This is a genomic window from Streptomyces sp. NTD107, assembly GCF_059510435.1.
Genome location: NZ_JCAJZV010000004.1, coordinates 77,738 through 102,115, shown reverse-complemented (window position 1 = coordinate 102,115; position 24,378 = coordinate 77,738). Strand labels below are relative to the sequence as shown.

The 24,378-nt window shown below is 70.4% G+C and carries 25 protein-coding genes and 1 tRNA gene; 13 read left to right on the top strand and 13 right to left on the bottom strand.

Annotated elements, in window-relative coordinates; translation table 11 throughout:
- Nucleotides 1-81 precede the first annotated feature (81 nt).
- The 7 genes from AC5WRL_RS10365 to AC5WRL_RS10335 are packed head-to-tail and all read left to right on the top strand — an operon-like array spanning nucleotide 82 to nucleotide 7,517.
- On the top strand, nucleotides 82-1,206 hold the full coding sequence (locus tag AC5WRL_RS10365) for a LacI family DNA-binding transcriptional regulator (RefSeq protein ID WP_496088103.1): 1,125 nt from the start codon (nucleotides 82-84) through the stop codon (nucleotides 1,204-1,206).
- Nucleotides 1,203-2,582 (top strand): ABC transporter substrate-binding protein, encoded by a 1,380-nt coding sequence (locus tag AC5WRL_RS10360; protein ID WP_496088102.1) that lies wholly within the window; start codon nucleotides 1,203-1,205, stop codon nucleotides 2,580-2,582. Before AC5WRL_RS10365 ends, AC5WRL_RS10360 begins: the two co-directional genes overlap by 4 nt.
- Complete coding sequence (locus AC5WRL_RS10355) at nucleotides 2,579-3,451, top strand: carbohydrate ABC transporter permease (RefSeq protein WP_496088101.1); 873 nt, start codon at nucleotides 2,579-2,581, stop codon at nucleotides 3,449-3,451. The genes AC5WRL_RS10360 and AC5WRL_RS10355 overlap by 4 nt, the downstream gene beginning before the upstream one ends.
- Nucleotides 3,448-4,356, top strand: coding sequence for a carbohydrate ABC transporter permease (locus AC5WRL_RS10350; RefSeq protein ID WP_496088100.1), 909 nt, complete (start codon nucleotides 3,448-3,450; stop codon nucleotides 4,354-4,356). Before AC5WRL_RS10355 ends, AC5WRL_RS10350 begins: the two co-directional genes overlap by 4 nt.
- 20 nt (nucleotides 4,357-4,376) lie before the next feature.
- On the top strand, nucleotides 4,377-6,473 hold the full coding sequence (locus tag AC5WRL_RS10345) for a beta-galactosidase (RefSeq protein ID WP_496088099.1): 2,097 nt from the start codon (nucleotides 4,377-4,379) through the stop codon (nucleotides 6,471-6,473).
- Nucleotides 6,474-6,481: 8 nt separating this feature from the next.
- A complete protein-coding gene (rdgB, locus tag AC5WRL_RS10340; protein ID WP_496088098.1) occupies nucleotides 6,482-7,084 on the top strand; it encodes an RdgB/HAM1 family non-canonical purine NTP pyrophosphatase in 603 nt (200 codons plus the stop codon).
- A 43-nt stretch (nucleotides 7,085-7,127) separates the two neighbouring features.
- Nucleotides 7,128-7,517, top strand: a complete 390-nt coding sequence (locus AC5WRL_RS10335; protein ID WP_496088097.1) for a DUF6204 family protein — start codon at nucleotides 7,128-7,130, stop codon at nucleotides 7,515-7,517.
- A 3-nt stretch (nucleotides 7,518-7,520) separates the two neighbouring features.
- Here the strand turns inward: AC5WRL_RS10335 and AC5WRL_RS10330 are convergent, their stop codons facing one another.
- The 4 genes from AC5WRL_RS10330 to bcp form a co-directional block, all read right to left on the bottom strand.
- Nucleotides 7,521-8,186: a class F sortase gene (locus tag AC5WRL_RS10330; protein ID WP_496088096.1), complete on the bottom strand. Its 666-nt coding sequence runs from the start codon at nucleotides 8,184-8,186 to the stop codon at nucleotides 7,521-7,523.
- Complete coding sequence (locus tag AC5WRL_RS10325) at nucleotides 8,186-8,830, bottom strand: hypothetical protein (protein ID WP_496088095.1); 645 nt, start codon at nucleotides 8,828-8,830, stop codon at nucleotides 8,186-8,188. Before AC5WRL_RS10325 ends, AC5WRL_RS10330 begins: the two co-directional genes overlap by 1 nt.
- Before the next feature lie 111 nt (nucleotides 8,831-8,941).
- The gene (locus tag AC5WRL_RS10320) at nucleotides 8,942-9,721 is read right to left on the bottom strand and encodes an HAD-IIA family hydrolase (RefSeq protein ID WP_496088094.1); all 780 of its coding nucleotides are present in this window, start codon (nucleotides 9,719-9,721) and stop codon (nucleotides 8,942-8,944) included.
- Nucleotides 9,714-10,205 carry a thioredoxin-dependent thiol peroxidase gene (gene bcp, locus AC5WRL_RS10315; RefSeq protein WP_496088093.1) on the bottom strand — a complete coding sequence of 164 codons (492 nt, stop codon included), beginning with the start codon at nucleotides 10,203-10,205 and terminating at the stop codon, nucleotides 9,714-9,716. Before bcp ends, AC5WRL_RS10320 begins: the two co-directional genes overlap by 8 nt.
- Before the next feature lie 135 nt (nucleotides 10,206-10,340).
- On the opposite strand from bcp, the gene AC5WRL_RS10310 reads away from it, so the two are divergent.
- On the top strand, nucleotides 10,341-10,649 hold the full coding sequence (locus AC5WRL_RS10310) for a DUF3618 domain-containing protein (protein ID WP_496088092.1): 309 nt from the start codon (nucleotides 10,341-10,343) through the stop codon (nucleotides 10,647-10,649).
- A gap of 74 nt (nucleotides 10,650-10,723) precedes the next feature.
- Entirely contained in the window at nucleotides 10,724-11,026 is a 303-nt protein-coding gene (locus AC5WRL_RS10305; RefSeq protein ID WP_046725788.1) for a GroES family chaperonin, read from the top strand.
- A 12-nt stretch (nucleotides 11,027-11,038) separates the two neighbouring features.
- On the opposite strand, the gene AC5WRL_RS10300 is transcribed toward AC5WRL_RS10305, so the two are convergent.
- Nucleotides 11,039-13,279 (bottom strand): transglycosylase domain-containing protein, encoded by a 2,241-nt coding sequence (locus AC5WRL_RS10300; protein ID WP_496088091.1) that lies wholly within the window; start codon nucleotides 13,277-13,279, stop codon nucleotides 11,039-11,041.
- A 77-nt stretch (nucleotides 13,280-13,356) separates the two neighbouring features.
- Nucleotides 13,357-14,673, bottom strand: coding sequence for a GDSL-type esterase/lipase family protein (locus tag AC5WRL_RS10295; RefSeq protein WP_496088446.1), 1,317 nt, complete (start codon nucleotides 14,671-14,673; stop codon nucleotides 13,357-13,359).
- A gap of 12 nt (nucleotides 14,674-14,685) precedes the next feature.
- Here AC5WRL_RS10295 and AC5WRL_RS10290 point away from each other — a divergent pair, with 12 nt between their 5' ends.
- The 4 genes from AC5WRL_RS10290 to AC5WRL_RS10275 all read left to right on the top strand — a co-directional run bounded on the left by AC5WRL_RS10290 (nucleotide 14,686) and on the right by AC5WRL_RS10275 (nucleotide 17,504).
- Complete coding sequence (locus AC5WRL_RS10290) at nucleotides 14,686-16,008, top strand: DUF445 domain-containing protein (protein WP_496088090.1); 1,323 nt, start codon at nucleotides 14,686-14,688, stop codon at nucleotides 16,006-16,008.
- 434 nt (nucleotides 16,009-16,442) lie between these two features.
- Nucleotides 16,443-16,528 (top strand) — tRNA-Leu (locus AC5WRL_RS10285).
- 138 nt (nucleotides 16,529-16,666) lie between these two features.
- Nucleotides 16,667-17,095, top strand: a complete 429-nt coding sequence (locus AC5WRL_RS10280; protein ID WP_496088089.1) for an OsmC family peroxiredoxin — start codon at nucleotides 16,667-16,669, stop codon at nucleotides 17,093-17,095.
- A gap of 88 nt (nucleotides 17,096-17,183) precedes the next feature.
- Nucleotides 17,184-17,504 carry an antibiotic biosynthesis monooxygenase family protein gene (locus AC5WRL_RS10275; protein WP_496088088.1) on the top strand — a complete coding sequence of 107 codons (321 nt, stop codon included), beginning with the start codon at nucleotides 17,184-17,186 and terminating at the stop codon, nucleotides 17,502-17,504.
- 21 nt (nucleotides 17,505-17,525) lie between these two features.
- Here AC5WRL_RS10275 and AC5WRL_RS10270 read toward each other — a convergent pair whose 3' ends face one another.
- The 7 genes from AC5WRL_RS10270 to AC5WRL_RS10240 form a co-directional block, all read right to left on the bottom strand.
- Nucleotides 17,526-18,284 (bottom strand): IclR family transcriptional regulator, encoded by a 759-nt coding sequence (locus AC5WRL_RS10270; protein WP_496088087.1) that lies wholly within the window; start codon nucleotides 18,282-18,284, stop codon nucleotides 17,526-17,528.
- A gap of 123 nt (nucleotides 18,285-18,407) precedes the next feature.
- Nucleotides 18,408-19,202 carry an ectoine/hydroxyectoine ABC transporter ATP-binding protein EhuA gene (ehuA, locus tag AC5WRL_RS10265; protein ID WP_496088086.1) on the bottom strand — a complete coding sequence of 265 codons (795 nt, stop codon included), beginning with the start codon at nucleotides 19,200-19,202 and terminating at the stop codon, nucleotides 18,408-18,410.
- A gap of 67 nt (nucleotides 19,203-19,269) precedes the next feature.
- Complete coding sequence (gene ehuD / locus AC5WRL_RS10260) at nucleotides 19,270-19,890, bottom strand: ectoine/hydroxyectoine ABC transporter permease subunit EhuD (protein ID WP_496088445.1); 621 nt, start codon at nucleotides 19,888-19,890, stop codon at nucleotides 19,270-19,272.
- Nucleotides 19,891-19,919: 29 nt separating this feature from the next.
- Nucleotides 19,920-20,633 (bottom strand): ectoine/hydroxyectoine ABC transporter permease subunit EhuC, encoded by a 714-nt coding sequence (gene ehuC / locus AC5WRL_RS10255; protein WP_496088085.1) that lies wholly within the window; start codon nucleotides 20,631-20,633, stop codon nucleotides 19,920-19,922.
- On the bottom strand, nucleotides 20,633-21,556 hold the full coding sequence (gene ehuB, locus AC5WRL_RS10250) for an ectoine/hydroxyectoine ABC transporter substrate-binding protein EhuB (RefSeq protein ID WP_496088084.1): 924 nt from the start codon (nucleotides 21,554-21,556) through the stop codon (nucleotides 20,633-20,635). The genes ehuC and ehuB overlap by 1 nt, the downstream gene beginning before the upstream one ends.
- Before the next feature lie 60 nt (nucleotides 21,557-21,616).
- A complete protein-coding gene (locus AC5WRL_RS10245; RefSeq protein WP_496088083.1) occupies nucleotides 21,617-22,828 on the bottom strand; it encodes a S8 family serine peptidase in 1,212 nt (403 codons plus the stop codon).
- Nucleotides 22,825-24,327 (bottom strand): WXG100 family type VII secretion target, encoded by a 1,503-nt coding sequence (locus tag AC5WRL_RS10240; protein ID WP_496088082.1) that lies wholly within the window; start codon nucleotides 24,325-24,327, stop codon nucleotides 22,825-22,827. The genes AC5WRL_RS10245 and AC5WRL_RS10240 overlap by 4 nt, the downstream gene beginning before the upstream one ends.
- Nucleotides 24,328-24,378: the final 51 nt, after the last annotated feature.

Sequence of the window (24,378 nt, the reverse complement as noted above, 5' to 3'; positions counted from 1 at the left end):
CGCACTCCGGCGCCGCTCCCTACCGTATCCGCACCGGTTGACTGCGCAGTCAACCGGGGTCGCTGGCAAAGGAGCTGGTGCATGACGAGCCGCATATCCATGAAGGATGTCGCCCGCCGGGCGGGGGTGTCCCAGAAAACCGTCTCCCGCGTCGTCAATGACGAACCCCACGTCTCCCCCGAACTGCGCGAACGCGTCCAGCGCGAGATAGCGCAACTCGGCTACCGGCCCAATACATTCGCCCGCGCCCTGGTCACCCGGCGGTCCCGCAGAATCGGCCTCATCTCCACCGGCAGCGGCTATTTCGGCCCCGCCTCACTCCTCAGCGGATTGCAGCGCGCCGCGCATGCCGAAGGATATGACGTCAGCGTCATCCACGCCGACGAACACGACCCCGAGGAATCCGGCCGCGCCGTATGGCAATTGGTCGGCCACGGCATCGACGCCATCGCCCTGTGCGGGCCCATCGGCTCCGCCGAAATCGCCCAGCACATTCCCCGCGACATTCCCGTCCTGCGGGTCGACCTGCCGGACGCACCGCCCGGCGCGGAAACCAGCGGCCACCACGTCCTGTTCGTCAGCAACGACGACATCACCGCCGCCACCGAGGCCACCGCCCATCTGCTGCGGCTCGGCCACCGCACCGTGCACCACCTCGCCGGGCCGCCCCGCTGGGCCGTCACCGGCTACCGCGAACGCGGCTGGCACACCGCCCTGGAGCTGGCCGGCGCCCCCCGGCCCGAGACCCGGCGCGGCGACTGGAGCCCCGCTTCCGGCTACCGGGCCACCCGCGAACTGCTCCAGGACGGCGGCGTGACCGCACTGTTCGCCGCCAACGACCAGATGGCGATCGGCGCCATCCACGCCATCGAACGCAGCGGCCGGCGCGTCCCCGAGGACGTGAGCGTCATCGGCTTCGACGACATCCCCGAGGCCGGCTACCTCTCCGTCCCGCTGACCACCGTCCGGCAGGACTTCGCCCGGATCGCCGCCGAGGGCATGCGCCGGCTGGTCGCCGCCATCGGCACCCCCGCACCCGCGCCGGCCGCCGACCCCGGGGTGGCCATCCCCGCCCAGCTCGTCCACCGCGCGTCCACCGCGCCCCCGCCCCCGCTCTCATCCCCATCCCCATCCCCATCCCCATCCCCATCCCCGAGCACGGGTACGGGCGCGGGCGCCGCCGCGCCGGAACAGAGCCGACGATGAACGGCGGCACCCCCGGCACATCCGGCCCCCGCGGCATCTCCCGCCGCCAACTGCTGCGCACCGCCGGCGGCCTCGGCGCCGCCGCCGCACTCGCCCCCGCACTCAGCGCCTGCGGCACCGCCGCCCCCGCCCAGCCCCTCACCTCCGGCCGCGCCGACATCTCCTTCTGGACCCACGACGACGCCTACGTCGAGTTCTTCCGCACCGCCGCCGAGACGGCCACCGGCTCCCCGTTCACCTGGCGGCTCAAGCCCACCCGGGCCGGCGCCGCCGACGTGGTCACCAAGACCATCGCCCAGGCCATCGCCGGACGCGGCACCCCCGACGTGGCCGGCTTCGAGATCGGCGCCTTCACCCGCCTGCTGCGCGGCGACATCGCCGCCGAACTCGTCGAAGACCTCACCGCATACATCGACCCGGCCATCCGTGAGGACCTGCTGACCGTGCGCACCGAGCCGTTCAGCAAGGACGGCGCCCTGTACGCACTCGACTCCGACGCCCCGCTGGTCGTCTACTACTACCGCGAGCCCGAGTTCGCCCGCCACGGCCTGCCCACCGACCTCGGCAGCTGGGAGGAGCTGGCCGAGGCCGGCACCCGGCTCGCCGACCGGCACGGGGTCGCGCTCGCCGCCGTCCCCACCGGCAGCGACCTCCCGCAGATCCTCCAGTCCTTCGAAATGCTGCTGCTCCAGCGCGGCGGCCGGCTCTTCGACGCCGACGGCACCCTCACCCTGGACACCCCGGAGGCCGAGGACACCCTGCGGTTCCTCGCCGAAGGGGTGCAGCGCGGCTATCTCAGCACCGTCTCCGACTACTACGGGCCCAGCATGCAGGCCGCCCTGAAGACCGGAAAGGTCATCGGCCAGTGGATGGCCAGCTGGTACAAGGTGTACGGACTCATGGCCAACGTCCCCGAACAGTCCGGGCAGTGGCGGATCCGCCCGCTGCCCGTCTTCACCGGCGGGGGCGGCCGTACCTCCTTCGCCGGCGGCACCGGATTCGCCGCCCTGCGCGACAAGAGGAACACCCTGGCCGGCGTCGAACTCATCAAAGCCGCCTACCTCAGCCCCGCCGAACAGATCCGCCGCTACACCGTCCTGGGCTATCTCCCCAGCCGCCGCTCCGTCTTCAACGACCCCGCCCTCTCCCTCATCGAGGACGAATACTGCGGCGGACAGCGCATGTTCGAGATCTACCGGGACGTCATCGACGAAGCACCCGTGCTGTATCTCAGCGCCGACCGGTCCATTCTCGACACCGTCCTCTCCGGATATCTGCTGCGCGCCTACCACGGCCGCATATCACCGCGCGACGCACTCAGAAGCGCGGCGGCGGATTTCGCCGGCCAGACCCGTACCCGAGGAGGATCGCGATGACCTCCCGCAGACAACTCGCGCCGTACGCCTTCATCGCCCCCTTCTACGTGCTCTACGGCCTGTTCATGGTGGTGCCCATCGGGGTCGCCTGCTATCTGAGTCTCACCGAATGGGTGGGCCTTGGCACCCCCACCTTCATCGGCTTTGACAATTTCACCGACCTGGCCCGCGACACCAGTTTCCACAAAGCTCTCGGCAATTCCCTGATCTTTGTGCTGGTATCGCTCTTCCTTGTCGTACCCGCCGCCCTGCTGATCGCCCAACTCCTCAACACCAGGGGGCTCCGGGCCCGCGATCTGTTCCGGGTCACCTTCTTCATCCCCATGGTGCTGTCACCCATAGTGATCGCCCTGCTGTACAGCCTGCTCCTCGACCGCGAGTACGGCCTGGTCAACTCCGTGCTGCGGGCCCTGTTCGGCTTCGGCGGCGCCGACTGGCTCGGCGACCCCACCCTCGCCAAGGTCTCCATCAGCTTCGTGCTGCTGTGGCGCTGGACCGGCTACCTCACCATCTTCTTCCTCGCCGCCCTCCAGGCCGTACCGCGCGAGCTGTACGAATCCGCCGAACTGGACGGCGCGGGCCCGGTACGGCAGTTCACCACCGTCACCCTGCCCTCCATCCGGCCGGTCACCGCCTTCGTCGTGGTGACCTCCTTCATCGGCGCCGCCCAGCTCTTCGACGAGCCCTACCTGATCACCGGTGGCGGACCGGGGGAGGAGACCCTGACCGTGGCCCAGTTCGTGTACCGCGCCGCCTTCGAACGCCAGCAATTCGGCTACGCGGCGGCGGCCGGTCTGGTCCTGTTCGTCGTCGTGTTCGGCCTCAGCCAGCTCCTCAACCGGCTGCTCAGCATCGGGAGGACCGCATGAGCGCCACCAGCACCGCCAGCACCGCGACCGGCGGGACCGCGAGGACCCGGAAGCGCGAGACCGCCCCGCCGCGCGGGCGCCGCCGGTCCGTCCCCGGCCGGATCGCCCTCTACGGCACCCTCACCCTGCTTCTGCTGGTCTTCACCGCCCCGCTGATCTGGGCGCTGTCCGGCTCGTTCAAGCCCCGCGGCGACATCTTCAACTACCCGCCCACCCTCATCCCGGACCCCGGCACCACCGAGAACTACCGCAATCTGCTCAGCGGCCAGCCGTTCTGGAGCTGGTTCGCCATCAGCGTCATCACCGCGCTGACCGCCACCGTCATCGCCGTATTCGTCTGCGCCCTGGCCGGCTTCGCCTTCGCCAAATACCGCTTCGCCGGCAAGAAGATCCTCTTCGGCATCATGTTCAGCTCGCTGTCCGTGCCGTTCGCGGTGATCCTCGTCCCGCTGTTCATCCTCATCGTCAAATCCGGGCTGGCCAACCCCTGGTTCGCCCTGATCGTCCCCTGGGTCGCCCCCGCCTTCGGGATCTTCATGATGCAGCAGTACATCATCCAGTCCATCCCGGACGAGATCCTCGAAGCCGCCCGCCTGGACGGCAACAGCGAGTTCGGCATCTTCTGCCGCGTCGTGCTCCCCCTGCTGCGGCCCTCCCTCGGCGCGCTGGGCGTATGGCAGTTCCTCCAGAGCTACAACAGCTTCATGTGGCCCCTGGTCCTCATCTCGGATGTGAACCAGTACACCCTGCCGCTCGGCCTCAACATCCTCTTCCGCGCCGAGAGCCGCGCCTTCGACCTCGTGCTGCCCGGCGCCGTACTCGCCTCCGTACCGACCATCGCCGTCTTCCTGCTGCTGCGCAGGCAACTCCTCGAAGGACTCTCCGCCGGCGCCGTCAAAGGCTGACCAGAAAGGTGACACGCTTCATGTCCACCCTCCCCACCCGGGTGCTCTTCGGCGCCGCGTACTACCACGAGTACCAGCCCACCCCGCGCCTCGACGACGACCTCGACCTGATGGCCGCCGCCCACTTCACCGTCATCCGGGTCGGCGAATCCGTCTGGTCCACCTGGGAACCCGAGAACGGCGTCTTCGACCTCGACTGGCTCCAGCCCGTCCTCGACGGCGCCCACCGGCGCGGCATCCAGGTCATCCTCGGCACCCCCACCTACGCCGCCCCGCCCTGGCTCGCCCGCACCTACCCCGAGATCAACACCGAACGCCGCACCGGGCAGCGCGCCGGCTGGGGCGCCCGCCAGGAAATCGACTACACCCACCCCGCGTTCCTCTTCCACGCCGAACGCGTCATCCGCAAGATCACCGCCCGGTACGCCGACCACCCCGCCGTCATCGGCTTCCAGGTCGACAACGAACCCGGCAACGAGATCTTCCACAACCACGGCGTCTTCCAGCGCTTCATCGAACACCTGCGCAAGCAGTACGGCACCGTCGAGGAACTCAACCGCGCCTGGGGCCTCACCTACTGGTCCCACCGGCTGTCCACCTGGGCCGACCTGTGGACCCCCGACGGCAACGCCCAACCCCAGTACGCCCTCGCCTGGCGCCGCTTCCAGGACAGCCTCACCACCGACTTCATCGGCTGGCAGGCCGACGTGGTGCGCGAATACGCCCGCCCCGGCCAGTTCGTCACCACCTGCATCTCCTACGAACGCCCCGGCATCCGCGACGACGCCCTCACCGCCCGCCTCGACATCACCGCGGGCAACCCCTACTACCGCATGCAGGACAGCCTCCAGGTCCCCCCCGACCCCGCCGAGGCCGGCCAGAGCTGGACCACCCACGGCACCTGGGCGCTGTACGCCACCGCCGACCGCATGTACGCCTCCCGCCAGGAACCCTTCCTGGTGACGGAGACCAACGCCCAGGCCATCGGCCCCTCCTGGATCAACGAACCCGCCTACGACGGCCAGTGGCGGCAGGCCGCCTGGGCCCTCGTCTCCCGCGGCGCCACCATGATCGAGTACTGGCACTGGCACACCCTGCACTACGGCGCCGAAACCTACTGGGGCGGCATCCTCCCGCACAGCCAGGAACCCGGCCGGACCTACCAGCAACTCGCCGAACTAGGAGCCGAGTTCGACCGGGCCGGCGAACTCGTCGCCGCCCTCACCCCCGACGCCGACCTCACCCTGCTCTACTCCGTCGACAGCAAATGGGCCCTCACCGAACAGCCCATGCTCGCCGCCCCCGACGGCGGCCGGGACCCCCGCTCGTACCAGAGCGTCCTGGAAGCCTTCCAGCGCGGCGCCTTCGACGCCAAGCTCCAGAGCCGGCTCATCCACCCCGGCCAGCTCTTCGACCAGGACCCCGCAACCTACGCCACCACCGCGCCCGTCCTCGTCGCCGCCGGCCACCTGACCGCCGACGACGCCCAACTGCACTGGCTCAAGGCGTACGCGGCGGCCGGCGGCCACCTCATCCTCGGCATCCACACCGGCTACGGCGACGAAGAGGCCCGCGCCCGCACCGAACGCAAACCCGCCCACCTCGACGAGGCGGCCGGCGTGCACTACGACGAGTTCTCCACCCTGCGCCGCCCGCTCCCCGTCCACGCCCCCGAAGGCTCACCGCTGCGGCTCGCCGAGGGCGCCACCGCCACCCGCTGGGCCGACGGCCTGCACGTGGAAGGGGCGCAGATCCTCGCCGCGTACCGGCACCCGCACTTCTCCCGCTGGCCCGCCGTCACCACCCGCGCCCACGGCACCGGACGCATCACCTACGTCGGCACCGTGCCCGACCCGGCGCTGGCCGCCGCCGTACTGGAATGGGCCACCGCCGACACCAGCCAGGGCTGGCGGCCGGCCGCCGACAGCCAGACCGTCACCGGCGCCACCGCCCCCGACGGCACCCGGATCCGCTTCGTCCACAACTGGTCCTTCACCCCCAGCACCTTCCCCCTGCCCACCGCCGCCCGCGACATCCTGTCCGGGGAGGAACTCGCCGCCGGCACCGCACTGCACCTGGGCCCCTGGGACGTACGCGTCCTCGCCGACCACGGATAATCACCGCCATGCACCGTCTCGTCCTCGCCACCCGCAACGCCCACAAGGTCACCGAGCTGCGCGCCATCCTCGGCGGAGCCGGCCTCGACATCGAACTCATCGGCGCCGACGCCTACCCCGACATCCCCGACGTGAAGGAAACCGGCGTCACCTTCGCCGAGAACGCGCTGCTCAAGGCACACGCCCTGGCCCGGGCCACCGGGCTGCCCGCCGTCGCCGACGACTCCGGGCTGTGCGTGGACGTACTCGGCGGCGCACCCGGCATCTTCTCCGCCCGCTGGGCCGGCCGGCACGGCGACGACCGGGCCAACCTGGACCTGCTGCTGGCCCAGCTCGCCGACATCGACACCCCCCACCGCGCGGCGCACTTCGCGTGCGCCGCCGCGCTGGCCCTCCCCGACGGCACCGAACGCGTCGCCGAAGGCCGGCTCACCGGCACCCTGCGCCACACCCCGGCCGGCGACGGCGGCTTCGGCTACGACCCCATCCTCGTCCCCGACGGCGACACCCGCTCCGTCGCCCAACTCACCCCCCAGGAGAAGAACGCCATCAGTCACCGCGCCCACGCCTTCCAGGCCCTGGCCCCGGCCGTCGCCGAACTGCTTCCCTGAAAACCCCTGGCAACGCCCCGGACCCCACCACTACGGTCGCCCGATGAGCACCCGCACCTTCCGCGTCACCGTCCGGGGCGTCTTCACCGGCCTCACCCCAGACCAGCGCGCCGCCCTCCTCGACCGGGCCGCCGAGCACGACATCCTGCGCGCCGCCTTCACCCCCGAGGGGCACCTCAGCTACGACCTCGCCGCTCGCGACGCGTTCACCTTCCGCTTCTCCCGGGAAGGCGAAGCCGAGGAGGACATCCTCACCGCCACCGAGGACGCCGAGAACACCGCCCGCGCCTGGCTGGCCGCCCGCGGCTACGGCCACAAGAACCTCCGCTCCCAGGCCGAGGACCTCTCCCTCGCCCCGCTGAGCAAGCGACAGCGCCAGGCCCTCCCCAAGCTCTTCGAGCAGGGGACCCCCCAGGCCCGGCAGCACGGCTGAGCCTCACACCGGGGTGGTGTCCGTCAGATAGGCGGACACCACCACATTCGCCGAATACTCCCGCCGCTGCGGATCGTACGTTCCCCCGCAGGTGATCAGCCGCAGCTCCGCCGCGCCCGCCCGCCGCGCCCCGTAGACCCGGTCCGGGTCGAAGTCCGCCCGCTCCACCACCTCGGTGCCGCTCACCGTGAACGCCGCCACCGAACCGTCGTCCCGCACCACCCGCACCCCGTCCCCCGGCTCCACCGAGGACAGCGCGTAGAACACCGCCGGGTCCGTATCGGTGTCCACATGCCCCACCAGCACCGCCGCGCCCTCCGCGCCCGGCGCCGGACCGCCCGCGTACCAGCCCACCAGACCCGGCTCACTGAACGGCGGCGGCGCCACCCCACCCCCCTCGTCCACCCCGCGCGCCATGATGTCCGCCCGCACCCCGATCGCGTCGATCTCCAGCACCGCCGGCGCCACCCCGCCCGCCAGCGGATCCGCCGCCGGCGGCAACGACCCCCGCGCCCCCGCAGCCTGTGCCGTACCGGGCGCCGACCCCGGCAGCCAGCCACCGCCCTCCGTCAGCTGCCGCCCCCACAGCCACAGCCCCGTCAACAGCAGCGTCCACGCCACACACGAGATCAGCCGGCCGGCGCCCGAGGCACGCGGCTCGTCCTCCATCACCTCTCCCGCGCGCGCAGCCGCCGCACCGTCAACGCGGCAGCAGCCGCCAGCACCCCCGACAGCACGGTCAGCGCCGTGGGCGCGGTCGGGATCCGCTCCTCCCCCTCACCGGCCACCGCGACCGCCTCCGCCGTACCGCCACCGCCCGCCCGCACCGGCGCCGAGGGCCGCACCGGCAACGACGGAACAGCCTCCCGGTCGTGGTCCCGCTCCCGCTCATGGTCGCGGCCCCGCTCGCGCTCATGCTCGCGCCCACCGCCGGCCTTCACCGTCAACTCACCCGAGAACGCCCGGTCCTTCCCGTCACACGAGATGTCCACCGGATACGTACCGGCCTCGATCGTCGACGAGACCCGCGCCTCCCCGAACAACCCGCCCTCCGTCGAAGGCGCCAGCACCGCCTCCGCCACAAACGCCTCCGAGTGCGCCGTGCCGCTCTTCCCCCGGCACCCCGTCACCCGCAGCACCACTTCCTCACCCGGCCGCGGCTGGGCGGGCGAGATCCGCACCTCACACCGCTCCGGCTCCCGGTCCCGCTCCCCGCCGGACGCGAACGCCGGCCCGGCGGCCGGGCCCAGCACGGCCAGGCCGATCGACAACGTGCACAGGGCGAGCCCCGCGGGCTTGACGACGCTGCTCATGGCGGAACCTCCGGATCGATACACCGAAGGTCACCCGCCACCCGCCCCGCCGCACCCGCAGGCCACACCCATTACGCCGTCCGGGCAAACAAATCGCCCGACCGCGCCACCTCAGATGCGATCCACCAGATCCGCGATCGAATCCACCACCTTCGACGGCCGGAACGGATACCGGTCGATCTCCTCCGGCCGGGTCAGCCCCGTCAGCACCAGGAACGTCTCCATCCCCGCCTCAAGACCCGCCAGCACATCGGTGTCCATCCGGTCACCGATCATCGCGCTCGACTCCGAATGCGCCCCGATCTCATTCAGCCCCGCCCGCATCATCAGCGGATTCGGCTTCCCCACGAAATACGGCTCCCGCCCCGTCGCCTTCGTGATCAGCGCCGCCACCGAACCCGTCGCCGGCAGCGCGCCCTCCGTCGAGGGACCCGTGTGATCAGGGTTCGTCGCGATGAACCGCGCCCCGTCATTGATCAGCCGGATCGCCTTCGTCAGCGACTCGAAGCTGTACGTACGGGTCTCACCCAGCACCACATAGTCCGGCGCCGCGTCCGACAGCACATAGCCCACATCGTGCAGCGCCGTCGTCAGCCCCGCCTCACCGATCACATACGCACTGCCCCCCGGCCGCTGCTCCGAAAGGAACTGCGCCGTCGCCAGCGCCGACGTCCAGATGCTCTCCACCGGCACCTGAAGACCCATCCGCGACAGCCGGGCATGCAGATCCCGCCGCGTGTACATCGAATTGTTCGTCAGCACCAGAAACGGCCGGCCCGACTCCCGCAGCCGCTTCAGAAAACGATCCGCGCCCGGAATCGGCACCCCCTCATGGATGAGCACCCCATCCATGTCCGTCAGCCACGACTCGATCGGCTTCCGCTCAGTCATCGCCCTCGCCCCCCGCCACCACATCCAGATCCCGGATCAGCTTGGCCACATGACCGGTCGCCTTCACGTTGTACAGCGCCCGCTCGACCTTCCCGTCCTCACCCACGACCACGGTCGAACGGATCACCCCCGTCACCGTCTTCCCGTACAGCTTCTTCTCCCCGAACGCCCCGTACGCGCCCAGCACCGCCTTCTGCGGATCACTCAGCAGCGTCACCCCCAGGCTCTCCTTCTCCCGGAACTTCGCCAGCTTCTCCGGGGTGTCCGGCGAAATCCCGATCACGTCATAGCCCGCACCGGCCAGCAGCCCCAGATTGTCGGTGAAATCGCACGCCTGCTTGGTGCAGCCCGGGGTCAGCGCCGCCGGATAGAAGTAGACAATGACCTTCCGACCGGCATGATCGGCCAGCGACACCCGCTTGCCATCGGCATCGGACAGGGAGAAGGCGGGGGCGGGATCCCCCACCTGAAGGCGCTCACTCATCGCGGATCCTCACGGTTCGGTCATTTCCTGCACTGCGCCACCCAGCCTAATCGGGGGCTGCGACAGGCAGCGCGTCCCCGGAGCTGACACACTGTGCCGTAAACCCGATCCGGGACGGACGATGGAGGCGTGAGCGTGTCGCAAGCAGCCGAGAACCCCGCGGCGATCGAGGCGCGGATCAACAGGCGCCGGGAAAGCCTGCGGGTCACCCTCGAAGAGATCAGCGTCCGGGTACACCCCAGGACAATCGTCGGCGACGCCCGCGCCCGGGCCGCCGCCAGCGTGGACCGTACCGTCGGCGGCTTCCGCGAGAAGCTGACCCACGCCGACGGCAGCCCGAGGCTGGGCCGGGTCATCCCGCTCGCCCTCGCCGTGGTCGCCGTCGGACTCCTGGTCGCCTCCTCCCGCTCCACCCCCGCCGGCAAGGACCGACGACACCGGTAGCCGAACGTTCAACCACCTGAGATACGGTCAACCCCGTGAGTTCGAACCCCACCCACGACAAACTGCCGATCCGGATGCTCCACGACCGGATCCTCGTCCGGGCGGACGGCGAGGGCGGCGAACGCCGCTCCTCGGGCGGCATCGTCATCCCGGCGACCGCCCAGGTCGGCCGCCGGCTCGACTGGGCCGAAGTGGTGGCGGTCGGCCAGAACGTCCGCACCGTCGAGGTCGGCGACCGGGTGCTGTACGACCCCGAGGACCGCGCCGAGGTCGAGGTGCGCGGGGTGGCCTACATCCTGATGCGCGAACGCGACCTGCACGCCGTCGCCGCCGAACGCCTCCAGGGCTCGGACGACTCCACCGGCCTCTACCTGTGAACCGCTGACCCGCTAGCCCACCGGGTCCGCCTCCGGATCCGCGCCCGGCTCCCGGGGCTGCGACGGCACCACCGACGGCTCCCGGGCCGGCTCCGAGGGCACCGGGCCCGACGACGGCACACCCGACGACGGCCCCGGCGACGGAACGGACGAGGGCGCCGGCGACGGCGCGGCGGACGGCGCGGCCGACCCCGAAGGAACGGGCTCCGGCTCCCCGTCCCCCTCGTCCCCGTCCCCGTCCGCACCCTCGCGTTCACCCGACGGCGGCACCGGCTCCACCCCTCCACCGAACCGCCCCACCGGCCGCCCCTCCAGCGCCGCCGCCGTGTACTGCCCCCAGATCCGCGCCGGGAACCCCCCGCCACTGATCCGCTCCTGCCCCGCCGCCCCGTACAACGACTGCTGCACCCCGCTCTCCGAATCCTGCCCGAACACCGCCACCACCGTCGCCAGCTCCGGCGTGAACCCCGCGAACCACGCCGCCCGATCCTCCTCCGCCGTCCCCGTCTTCCCCGCCGCCGGCCGCCCCGCCGACTGCGCCGCCGTCCCCGTACCCCCCTCCACCACCCCGCGCAGCACCGCCGTCACCCCCTGCGCCGTCTCCACCGACACCGCCCGACGCTCCTCGGCCGCCGGCACCGGCACCGCCTCCCCGCCCCGGCTCACCTCCCGCACCAACACCGCCGCCCGATACATGCCACCCCCCGCCAGCGCCGCGTACACCTGCGCCACATCCAGCGTGCTCGGCGTCGCCGTACCCAGCGAGATCGACCCCCGCGCGTCCGCGAGACCCGGCACCTCCACCGGAATACCCAGCGCCACCGCCGTCTCCCGCACCCGGTCCGCACCCACGTCCTGACCCAACTGCGCGAACACCGCGTTCACCGAACGATCCATCGCCTCCGCCACCGTCAGCGGACCGAAATCCTTCCCGCCCTCGTTCTGCGGCGCCCAACCCGAGCCGGAACCGTCCCGGTTGCGCACCTCACGCCCGCTGTCCCCGTCGAACACGGTGCCCGGCCCGATCCGCTCCCCGTCCACCGTCTCCACCCGGTGCTCCAACGCCGCCGCGTACACGATCGGTTTGAACGTCGACGCCGCCTGATAGTCCCGGCGCGTCGCGTTGTTCACGAACTGCTCGGTGTAATCCCGCCCCCCGTACATCGCCACCACCTCACCCGTGGCCACCTCCACCGACGTCGCCCCCACCCGCACATAACTGTCCGGCGGCTCCGTACCCAGGCCGTCCAGCACCTGCTCACCCACCGCCCGCGTCAAAGCCTCCTGCCGCACCGGATCGATTGTTGTGGTGATCCGGTACCCGCCCGCCGCCAGATCGTCCTCCCCGACAATGCCCCGCTCCGTCAGATACCCCTTCACCGCCTCCACCAGATAACCCCGCTCACCCGACAGCCGGTCCGACGGCTCGTAAGGACCCGGCCGCGGAAACTCAAGACCCGCCCGCTCCGAGGCAGCCAGCCAGCCCTGCGACACCATCCCGTCCAGCACGTACTCCCAGCGCGCCACCGCCTTCCCCGCCGCACCCGGATCCGCCACCACGTCGTACGCGCTCGGCGCCTGGAGCAGCGCCGCCAGATACGCGCCCTCCGCCACCGACAGATCGGCGGCGTTCTTGCCGTAGTACGCCTGTGCCGCCGCCTGGATGCCATACGCGTTACGGCCGAAATAGCTGGTGTTCAGATACCCCTGAAGGATCTCCTCCTTGCTGGTCTCCCGCCCCAGCTTCACCGCGATGAACAACTCCTTGACCTTGCGGGTCACCGTCTGCCGCTGATCCAGGTAGTAGTTCTTGACGTACTGCTGGGTGATCGTCGACCCCGACTGCCGGCCCCCGCCGCGCAACATGTTCCAGCCCGCCCGCGCCATCGCCGACAGATCCACCGCCGCCGCGTCGTAGAAGTCCCGGTCCTCCGCCGCCAGTACCGCGTGCCGCACCGGCTCGGGCACCTCGTCGAGGGAGACGTTCGCCCGGTTCACCTCACCGATCGCCGCGATCTGCGAACCGTCCGCGTACAGATACACATTGGCCTGCGCCGCAGCCGCCGACTTCGGCTCCGGGATCTCCACCAGCAGATAGCCCGCCACCAGAGCCCCCAGCGCCAGCACCGTCCCGCCGATCACCCCACCCAGCAGCAACCGCCACGTGGGCACCAGCCGCCGCAGCCCCCGGCGGCGCGGTCGGCGCACCCCCGCGCTCTTCGCCGGCCACCCCGGCCATCGGTCATCGCCCATGGGCGACACTGTCGCAACCGGGCCGCCGCGCGCCCCCGCACACCACCCGGTAAGCCCCCCGGCTCCCCCGAACGGCTCTACGCCGCGGCCGGCACCTCCGGCACCGCCACCCGCAGCAGCGCCGGATCCACCGCCTCCGCCATCGCCCGGTACCCCGCGTCAGTGGGATGCAGACCGTCCCCCGAGTCGTACGCCGGCAGCAACCGCGACGGGCGACCCGGATCGCCCAGCGCCGCGTCCAGATCAACCAGCTCGTCGAAAACCCCACCCGACCGCAGCCGCTCATTGACCGCCTGCCGCACCGACTCCAGCTCCGGCGACCAGGAATAATGCCCCTCGAAAGGCATCAGGGTCACCCCCACCACCCGCAGCCCGCCCGCCCCCCGCGCCTCGGCCGCCAGCCGCCCGAGCCCCGCCACGATCTCCTCCGCATCGGCCCGCAGCGGATCCCGGATGATGTCATTGATCCCCAGCTGAACGATCAGCACCGCCGCGCCCTCCTGCCGCAGCACATCCGCATGCAGCCGGCTCAGCCCGCTCGGCCCCTGGTACGACCGCCCCGGCGGGGCATCCCGCAGCAGCCGGTTCCCGCTGATCCCCAGATTCAGCACCGGCTGTCCGCCCAGCCGCGCCGCCAGGAAATCCGTCCAGCGATGACCCGCGTCCGGCGTCGACGTGATGCCGTCGGTCAGCGAATCCCCCAGCACCACCACCGCCCCCGCCGCCGCCGGAGCGAACACCCGCACCCCGGACACATACCGCCAGTGCTCCGACGTCGCCGTGTACGCCGCACCCGACTCCGCCGCCGTGTGCTCACCACGCGCCGCGAAATTCGTCTCCCGCGCGTGCTTGTGATACGTCACCGGACCCGAAGGACCCGGCGCGTACACCGACACCAGCAGCCGCGCCGCCGCCTCCACCGGAAGCGGCAGCACCACCGCGTCACTGAGCACCACACCCCCCGCCGGTATCGTCACCGCCGCCTTGCCGGCGAACACCAGTGGCACCACCGAGCCCGCCACCGCGTCCGCCCCGCCCCCATCAGCGAGCCCCACCGACGAACGGGTGAACGTCACCGGCTGACTCCCAAACCGATTCGACAACTCCACCCGCACCGCAGAACCACCCGCCGACACCCGCACCACATTGCGCAACGACTGCCCGCCCAACCCATCCCGGGTCCCCGGCTCCGACCCCGACGGCGCCGCCGCCCACGCACTTACCCACGCCCCCTGTGACGCCGGCACCACCCCACCCGACAGCCCCGGCGCCGGACGCGCCACCCGCCCCTCACCCCCCGGCAACCCCGCCAGCACCCCCGACACGATCACCACCAGCGCCACCGCCCCGGCCGCCCACCAGGCCAGGCCACGCCGTACACCCACCACTCCCACACCCACCCGCACATGATCCCACGATCGGACGGCACGGGCCCGTCCGTTCGGACCACCCCACCCCCGACAATGGGACACATGAGCCTCACCGCAGCAGATGTGGCGAAACAGCGCTCCCTGCGCCGCATGAAAGGCGTGGCCACCGGACTGCTGGTGGCCGTCGCCGTGGTGTACGCCCTCGCCACCTGGGCCCAGCACAGCGGCGCAGGCGCCTGGGCCGGCTACGTGGCCGCCGCCGCCGAAGCCGGCATGGTCGGCGCCCTCGCCGACTGGTTCGCCGTCACCGCCCTCTTCCGCCACCCCCTCGGCCTCCCCATCCCGCACACCGCCATCATCCCCACCAAGAAGGACCAGCTCGGCCAGTCCCTCGGCGACTTCGTCGGCGAGAACTTCCTCGCCGAACACGTCATCCGCGACAAACTCGCCTCACTCCGCCTCTCCCGCCGCGCCGGCAGCTGGCTCGCCCGCCCCGAGAACGCCGCCCGCGTCACCGCCGAACTCGCCACCGCCGTACGCGGCGGCCTCACCGTCCTGCGCGACGCCGACGTCCAGACCGTCATAGGCGAAGCCGTCACCCGGCAGGCCGGCCACCGCGACATCTCCCCCCACCTGGGTGACCTCCTGGACCGTACGGTCACCGCCGGGGCCCACCACCGCGTCGTCGACCTCGTCTGCGCCCGCGCCCACGACTGGCTGATCCTGCACCGCGACTCCGTCATGGAAGCCGTCGAGGGCGGCGCCCCCGGCTGGACCCCCCGCTTCGTCGACCGCAGAATCGGCGAACGCGTCTACCGCGAACTGCTCCGCTTCATCACCGAGATGCGCGACAGCCCCCAGCACCCGGCCCGCGGCGCACTCGACCGCTTCCTCGCCGACTTCGCCCAGCAGCTCAAGGACGACCCCGACACCCGCGCCCGCGTCGAACGCCTCAAGACAGACCTGCTGCACCGGCCCGAGATCCAGGACCTGATCGCCTCGGCCTGGGCGGCCGTCCGCGCCATGATCGTCACCGCCGCCGACGACGAGAACAGCGCCCTGCGCCGCCGCGCCCACGCCGCCCTGCTCTCCCTGGGCAACCGCCTGGCGACGGACGACCGCCTCGGCGGCAAACTCGACGGCTGGGTGACGGACGCGACCCTGCACGTGGTCTCCGGCTACCGGAGCGAGATCACCTCGCTGATCACCGACACGGTCGCCACCTGGGACGCCCGCACCACCTCCCGCAAGATCGAACTCCACATCGGCCGCGACCTCCAGTTCATCCGCCTCAACGGCACGATCATCGGCTCCCTGGCCGGCCTGACCATCCACACCGTGACCCAGCTCCTCACCTGACCGGCGTAACCACGCCGCCGATCGGTCGTTGATCCGTACGAGACCACGACACGTGGTCGAAGCGGCCGAAGTGGAGCGGCGGATGTCCAGTCCTTGCACCCGGGAACGCCGCACGCGAGCGGCGCAAACACGGTGACCCGCGGGACCCGCACCGTTCTCCTGCGCCGGGTTTTGTCGGACATCGGCCGTCCGGAAGTCCGCGCGGAGTGCGGTACGGGGCCGGGGCCGGTCTGGCTCGGCGAATCCATGACGCTGGAGGTGGATCAGGTCAACGGTGACGGGCACGACGACCGCGCGGAGAATCTCCGTCAGCGGTGTCCGAACTGTCATGCGATCAGGGACACGTGGTGCCGGGGCGGCGTGCTGGCGCCGCTGTCGGCTTGATCGTTGTCGTGTCAAGCACGGTGGGTGCCCGCTACCATGGGGGAGAGCAAGCGGCCGTGGTGAAATTAGGATAAACACGCGAGTTTTAGGTGCTCGTGGGCGCAAGCCCTTGCGGGTTCGAGTCCCGCCGGCCGTACTCACGATGACAACGAACGGCGGCCCGGCTCTCAGGAGCCGGGCCGCCGCCGCGTTCGCGGGGTGTTCCGTCCGTCGGGCGCCGGCCGGGGATAGCGTGGGCGGGTACTGGTTCAGCTGATTCTCTGGAGGATCGATCATGGCTACCACCCGCGTCGCGACGACGAATTGGGCCGGCTCTCTCATGGAGGGGTCGGGGACCGTCGCGCTGGAGTCCTCGGGGGTCGGGACGTTCGAGGTGAACTGGCCGTCGCGGGCCGAGACTCCGAACGGGCGGACCTCCCCGGAAGAGCTGATCGCCGCCGCGCACTCGTCCTGTTTCTCCATGGCGCTGTCGCACGGCCTGGCCGGTGCCGGCACGCCCCCGGAGACCGTGCAGACGCAGGCGTCCGTCACCTTCCAGCCGGGTGAGGGGATCACCGGCATCGTGCTGAGCGTCAAGGCGCGGGTGCCCGGCATCTCGGCGGAGGACTTCCAGACGGCCGCCGCCACCGCCAAGGAGAACTGCCCGGTCAGCAAGGCGCTGGCCGGTGTCACCATCACCTTGCAGGCCGAACTGCTCTCCTGAGTGAACGCGTGCGGCCCCGGCACCGGTGGGTGCCGGGGCCGCCGTACGCTGGGCCGTGGATTCGTTTCCCGGAGAGAGGCGCCCGCCGATGGCCAGCGTGGTGAAGATCAATGTTCTGACCGTTCCCGCCGATCAGCGCGAGGAGCTGGAGCGCCGGTTCGCCGCGCGGGCCGGTGCCGTTGAGGGGGAGGACGGCTTCGAGTGGTTCGAGCTGCTGCGGCCGGTGGAGGGCACCGACACCTACCTCGTGTACACCCGCTGGCGCAGCGAGGAGGACTTCCAGAACTGGATGAAGGGGTCCATGCGGCAGGCGCACGGTGGCGGGCCCGGCGGCGAGGGGCGCAAGCCCGCCGCCTCCGGTTCGCAGCTGTGGTCCTTCGAGGTGGTGCAGCAGGCCGCCCCCAAGTGACGGTACGGTCCTTGGCCCCTGCTACAGGGCGAGTGACAGCAGCGCCGGGGCGGCCTTCCGGTTGAGGGTTTCCGCCGCCTGCCGCAGCCGGTGCGCCTCACCGACCGGGAGCGACAGGGCCAGACAGCCCACCGTCGCCCCGGCGGTCAGCGGCACGGCCGCGCACAGCGTGCCCACCGCGTACTCCTGGAGGTCCAGCACCGGCATGGTGGCGGGTTGCCGCTCCAGTGAGCTGAGCAGTACCCGGGAGTCGGTGATCGTCCGGGAGGTGAGCCGGGCCGCCCGGTGCCGGGCGAAGTGGTCCTGCCGCCCGTCGTGATCGAGCTGGCTGAGCAGGCATTTGCCGATGGCGGTGGCGTGCGCGGCGGAGCGGAAGTCCACCCACTGGTGTACGGGCGGGGTCTCCGGCCCGTCCGAGACGTGCGGGACCTCCAGTTCGCCGTCCCGGTAGAGCCCGATGTAGACGGCGGCCCCGAGCGCGACGCGCAGCGCGTCCAGTGCCTCCCGCAGTTTCTCGTGCCGTACCCGCTGCCGGTCGCCGCCCCTGCTGAGCAGGATGAGCGCTTCGCCGGGGAGGTAGGCGCCGTCCCGCAGCCGGTGGACGTACCCTTCGCGGCTGAGCATCAGCAGCAGGTGTGACAGCTGACCGGGTGGCAGCTCGATGTGTTCGGCGATCTCGTTCTCGGGGATGCCGTCGGGGTGGCCCGCGATGGTCTCCAGCAGCCGCAGTGCGTACTGCACGGAGTGAAAAGGGGCGGTCAGCCCGGGTGTGATCGCCACTTCGTCCTCCTGGAGGGGGAGTTGTGCCAGCTCGGGACCCAGGGTAGCGAGCTTGCGGCCCCCGGGGAGGCGGTCCGGCACAAGTGACGCGCTCGTCCCGGTGCCGGACCGCACGGCCGGTGGTCACAGCACGGTGCTCAGGAACTCCCGGGTGCGGTCGTGCTCGGGATCGCTGAAGATCTTCTCGGGGGGCCCGGATTCGACGATCTTGCCCTTGTCGAACATCAGCACGCGGTCGGAGATGTCCCGGGCGAAGCTCATCTCGTGGGTCACGCAGATCATGGTGATGTCGGTGGTGTGCGCGATGTCGCTGAGTACGTCCAGGACGCCGGCCACCAGCTCCGGGTCGAGGGCGGAGGTGACTTCGTCGAGGAGCAGCACCTGGGGGCGCATCGCGAGGGCGCGGGCGATGGCGACGCGCTGCTGCTGGCCGCCGGAGAGCTGGGAGGGGTATTTGTCGAGGTGTTCGGTCAGTCCGACGAGTTCGATCAGTTCTCTGGCGCGCTGGGCGGCCTCTTCCTTGTCCATGCCGAGGACGTGGACCGGCGCCTCCATCACGTTGCGCTGGACCTTCATGTTGGGGAAGAGGTTGAACTGCTGGAAGACCATGCCGATCTTCTTGCGGACCTCGCGGGTGTGCCGCTCGCCGGCCCGTACCAGGCTGCCGTTCTTGTGTTCGTGGCTGAGGAGGTCGCCGTCGACGGTGATGGTTCCCTCGTCGGGGCGCAGCAGGGTCATCAGCAGTCGCAGGATGGTGGTTTTGCCGGAGCCGGAGGGGCCGATGAGGGTGACGTGTCTGCCGGTGGCGACGGAGAAGTCGAGTTCGTCGAGGACGGTCACCTCGCCGAAGCGTTTGGTGACTCTGTCGAAGCGGACGAGTTCGGTGCCGTTGGCGCGGCTGGTGTCGTTGGTTGTCATGGGTGGGTCTCTCCGTGCGGTACGGGGGTGGGGCCGGTACGGGGTGGGGCGGGTGCGGGCGGTTGGTTCAGGTGGTGAGTGCGAGCCGGCGTTCGAGGGAGCGGATCAGCAGCGAGGCCGGGTAGGCGATCACCAGGAACGCGATGCCGACGACGGTGTACGCCTCGGAGGTGAAGGTGGCGTTGCTGAAGCTGCGGGCCTCGCCGAGCATTTCCAGGGCGCCGATGACCGCGATCATGGGCGAGTCCTTGAGCATGGCGATGACGTAGTTGCCCAGCGCGGGAACCACCCTTCGGATGGCCTGCGGGAGGATGACGGCCGTCCAGGTACGTACGCGGGGCAGGCTGAGGGCGGTGGCGGCCTCCCACTGGCCGGCGGGGACGCCGCCGATGCCGGAGCGGTACACCTCGGCGGTGTACGTGGAGTAGTGGAGGCCGAGTCCGACGATGCCGGTGGTGAGCGCCGACATGGACGGGCCCCATTCGGGGACCACGAAGTACAGGAAGAACAGCTGTACGAGGAGGGGGGTGTTGCGGATGAACTCGGTGACCGTGTTGACCGGCCAGCGGACGACGGCGAAGCGCGAACGTTGCGCCATCGCCCACACCAGGCCGAGGGAGAACGCGATCAGGGTGCCCAGGGCCAGGGCCTGGAGGGTGACCAGCAGGCCCTTCCAGAAGTCGGGCATGAAGTCGGCGACGACGTCCCAGCTCCAGCTCACCGGGCACCTCCCAGTGAGGTGCGGAGGCGCCGTCTGCCTTGGGCTGCGGGAGGAGCCGCCTGGCCGACCCCGGCCTTGGCGAGGCGTTCGACGACGCGCATGCCACGGGTGAGGACGAAGGCCATCGCGAAGTACAGGACGAGCAGGAGGGTGTACACGGGTGCGCTTTCGTTGCTGCCGAGCCGGACGAGGTTGCCGGCGTACGTCAGGTCGGCGACGCCGATGACGGAGACCAGTGCGGTGCCCTTGAGCAGTTCGATCAGCAGGTTGTTGAACGGTGGGACCATCTCGGGCCAGGCTTGCGGGATCTCGATCCGGCGCAGCCGCTGGGCCCGGGAGAAGCCCAGCGCGACCCCCGCCTCGCGCTGGGCGACGGGTACGGCGGCGAGGGCGCCGCGTACCACCTCGGAGCCGTAGGCCCCGTACGTGAGGCCGAGCGCGAGCACGCCGGCGTACATCGGGACGAGCTGCCACTGGAGGATCAGGGGCAGTGAGAACGCCAGCCAGAAGAGCATGACCAGGGCGGACATGCCGCGGAAGATCTCGAAGTAGGTGCCGGCGAGGAAGCGGACGATCCACAGGCGCGAGGTGCGCAGGGTGCCGATGGTGAAGGCCACGACGGCGGCGAGCGCGGCGCTGTAGACGGTCACCTGGATGGTGATCCAGATGCCCGGGAGGAAATAGTTGTGGAACATGCCGGAGGTCATCATCAGCAAAGCTCCTCGGCCGTGAGGTCCGTCATCTCCGCCTCGGTGAATCCGAACGGACTGACGATATCGAGCAGCTCGCCGCTGGCCTTGAGTTTGTGGAGTTCCACATTGAAGGCGTCGCGGAAGTTCTTCTCCGAGCGGCGGAAGGCGAAGCCGCCGGCACCATAGGCGGGCTTGCCGTTCACGATGGGCTGGAACGGCTCGGTGGCCTCCGCGCGGGAGGAATTCTTGACGACGCCGGTGACGGTGACGTTCGTACCGGCGAACGCGGCGGCCCGCCCCTGGACGACGGCGTCGAGGCCGGCGACCTGGTCGGGGAGGATCAGCAGCCGGCTGTCCGGGATGCCGGCCGCCAGTGCGTAGTCGATCTCGGCGTAGGCGGTGCCGGTGGCGAGTGTCAGATTCTGCTCGGCGATGTCCTCGTACCGCTGGATGTTGTGCGGATTCCCGGTGGGCACGATAAAGGAGTCCAGCATGAGGTAGTCCGGGTCCGAGAAGAGGACCTGGGCGCACCGGGTGGGATTGATGTACATCCCGGCGGAGACCACATCGAATTGCTGGGCCTTGAGCCCGGGGATGAGCGCGCCGAATTCGACGGGGACCGGGGTGACTTTGTCGATCCCGAGCCGTTCGAAGATCACCTTGGCGATGGCCGGGGCCTCACCGTCGGGCTGGCCGTCCTGGTTGATGTAGCCGAAGGGTGGCTCGCTGGCGATGCCGACCTTGACGGAGCCGCGCGACCGGAGCCGCTCCAGCAGATCGCCGCCCTCGACGTCGCCCTCCGGTGGGACCCGGCTGCACGCGGCGGCCAGGGACCCGAAGGCGCCGAGGGCGGCGGCGCCGGCGAGCAGTGATCGCCGGCTGATGCCGTTTGTCGTCCGTCTTTCGTAAGGTGTCGATTTTGTCCGTTGCGGTGGAGCCATGGCGGCGCGGCTACCCAGGCTCAACGAACTTATGCGACTCCTTTCGAGTGCGGTACGGGCTCAGGCCCGCCTACGCCACACCACCCAGCCCCCCACGGCAAGCAGAACCACGGCACCGGCGCCGCCGAGAATCCAGGGCAGCGAACTGCTGTCACCGCTGGTGGCGGACGCTTCGGCGTCGGTCTCGCTCCCGGGCCCGGGAGCGGGTTCGGCGTCCGGCGCAGGCTCGGTTTCCGGGGCGGGCGCGGGAGTGGCGGGCGGATCGAGGGCGGCTTCCCAGTCCCGGAAGATCGGCGGACTGTCCGGGTCCCCCGGGTCACCTTCCCCATCGACGATGACCCGGTCGGGCCGGACAACGCCGTACCCGATCTCATCATCCCGCCGCTGATCATCTGGCCGCTCGGCGGTGTTGAGCATCACCCGCAGGACCTGGTTCTTGGTCCAGTCGGGATGCTGCGACCAGATGAGCGCGGCGGAGGCGGAGGCCAGGGCGGTGGCGGCACTGGTGCCGCCTTCCGCCTCGATACAGGCAGCTCCTGTGATGTCCCCGCAATGGCCCGGGACATCGTTCCCGGGGGCGGCGAGGGCAACCTGCGGGCCGTAAGTGGAATACGGCGCTCGTTCACCGCTGCTCTCCACGGCGCCGACGCCCACGACACCGTTCATTCCGCTGGGCAACTCGACGGCGTTATCCTTTTCGCCGCTGTTTCCCGCTGAGGAAAAAATTAGAACATCATGCTGTGCCGCCAAGGCGATGGCATCTCCCAAGGCTTCCTCGGTGGCTGCCGTGTTCATTCTTCCCAGGGATATGTTGATGATGTCCGCGCCTGAGTCGATCGCATATCGAATTGCTTCGTTCCAGGGTTCTGTCGAATTATCGCCGAAGAGTCCTGTGTAAAGCCGAATGGGGAGGATTCGTGACTGCGGTGCGAGTCCTTGTACCCCTTCACCCATTCCCGTTCCCGCGATGAGGGCCGCCATGGCAGTGCCGTGGCCTTCGTCATCGATGTGGGCGCCTTGAGGGCTCCTCGTGAGGTCGGTTCCTTCGAGGACTTGTCCTTCGAGTTCGGGGAGTGAGTTGTCGACGCCGGTGTCGATGACGGCGATGGTGATGCCTTCGCCTGTGGTGTGTTGCCAGATTTCTTCGACGCGCATCGTGTCGAAGTACCAGGGGTTTTGTGGGGTGTTGGCTGCGTGGGCGGTGGTGGGTGTGCCGGCAAGGATCGCGGTGAGGGCAAGGGTGGTGGCGAGGGCCCGGGGGGTGGGGGTCATGGGTGCCTGTCGTCCTTGTCCTCGTTCTTGTTCTTCTTTTTCTTGTTGCCGGTCTTCTTGGTCTGGCCGGGGAGGCCGATGACGCCGGTGGGTTTGGGCAGGGCTCGTCTGCGTTTGGTGGGGCCGGTGGTGCGTCCGTCGACGGTGGCTTTGCCGTAGGTTCCGCGCGGGGTTGCGGGCTGGTCTTTTTTGGAGGGGGTGAGGCGGGAGTTGGTGGGGTTCATGCCGGGCTGGATCACCCCGCCGGGTGGGATTCTGGATGCCACGGTGGGTTTGGCGTTGGGTACGGGTTTCCCGCCGAGGAGGCCGTAGTTGTTCCCCCGGCCCCACGGGTTGCCCCCACCCGGGCCGGTGCCACCACCGGTGCCAGGGCCGGTCATGGGAGGGCGGCCGACCGGCGGCTGTCCGGTACCGGCGGGCCGGCCTGCCACAGGGGCCTGCGAACCCGGCCCCGACGGCGGACCGGACGGCCCCCGCATCCCGGGAACCTCGCCCGGCCGCAGACCGGGACCCCTCCCCGGCGGCACCTGACCACCGCCGCCACGACCCATCCCCTGCCCTGGGCCGGATGGAGACGGCCAGCCCGGCAGCGGACCCGCCACCGGCGGCTGCACCGGACCACCACCCGGCATCACCGGCCGATCCACCACCGGGGCAGAAGGAGACTGCACCGCCGGGACAGGGGGAGCCGCACCATTCGGCCTCACCCCCACCGAATCCAACGACGTCCCCACAGCGCCTTCAACAGGTCGCAAGACCGGGGGAGTGGTCATGTGACCCTCGGCCGGCATGGTCGATTCACGGACAGGACCGTTGCGTGAGTCCTGCACAGACCATGGGCCGCTGATATCGCCGGGCACCTTCGACTCGTTAGGCCGAGCGCCTGCTCCGCCATCCGATGGCGGGGCAAACCCTGGGTCACGCGGGTTGACGGCCAGGGGCTGGAACTGCGGCTCCCGCTCGTTCACATACCCGATCGTCCCCGCCGACATCTTGTAGGTCGAGCCCAGTCGGCTGATGACGGCGATCGCCTCCTGGCGGTTCGCCTCCAGTTCCGGGGCGGACAAGCGTCCGTCCCCGGCACCCATGTAGCCGGCTGCTTCGGGGGCCGTCGCCGGCAGTTCGTTGGGTGGGGCCGGTGGCATCTCGCTCTTGGCCTGGCGCAGGGCCACCCCCGCGTTGGTGATCGCGTGGGCCATGAAGCTCGCGTACGTCTTCAGATCCACCGAGTCGTGGCGGAAGCGCCGGATCCAGGCGCGGAATTCCTCCGCGGCCTGGCCCTCCCACGTCAGATCGTTCGCCCGCGCCAGAAGCTCCTCGCTCAGCCAGTCCACCGCCTCGGCCACCTGGTCCAGCGTTTCGCCCCGCTGGATCAGCGCGTCCGGGTTCGCCCCGGCGAGCAGGCCCTCCAAGTCCTTGTGGGACATGGACTCCAGCCGATCCGCCAGCGGGTCCGCACTGCCGTTGTACGTGCCCCGGTATCCGCCCGCCTCTTCCACGATCCGATCTCCTCCCCGTTGACCTCTGCCCGCCAAGACGTTCGAGGCTCA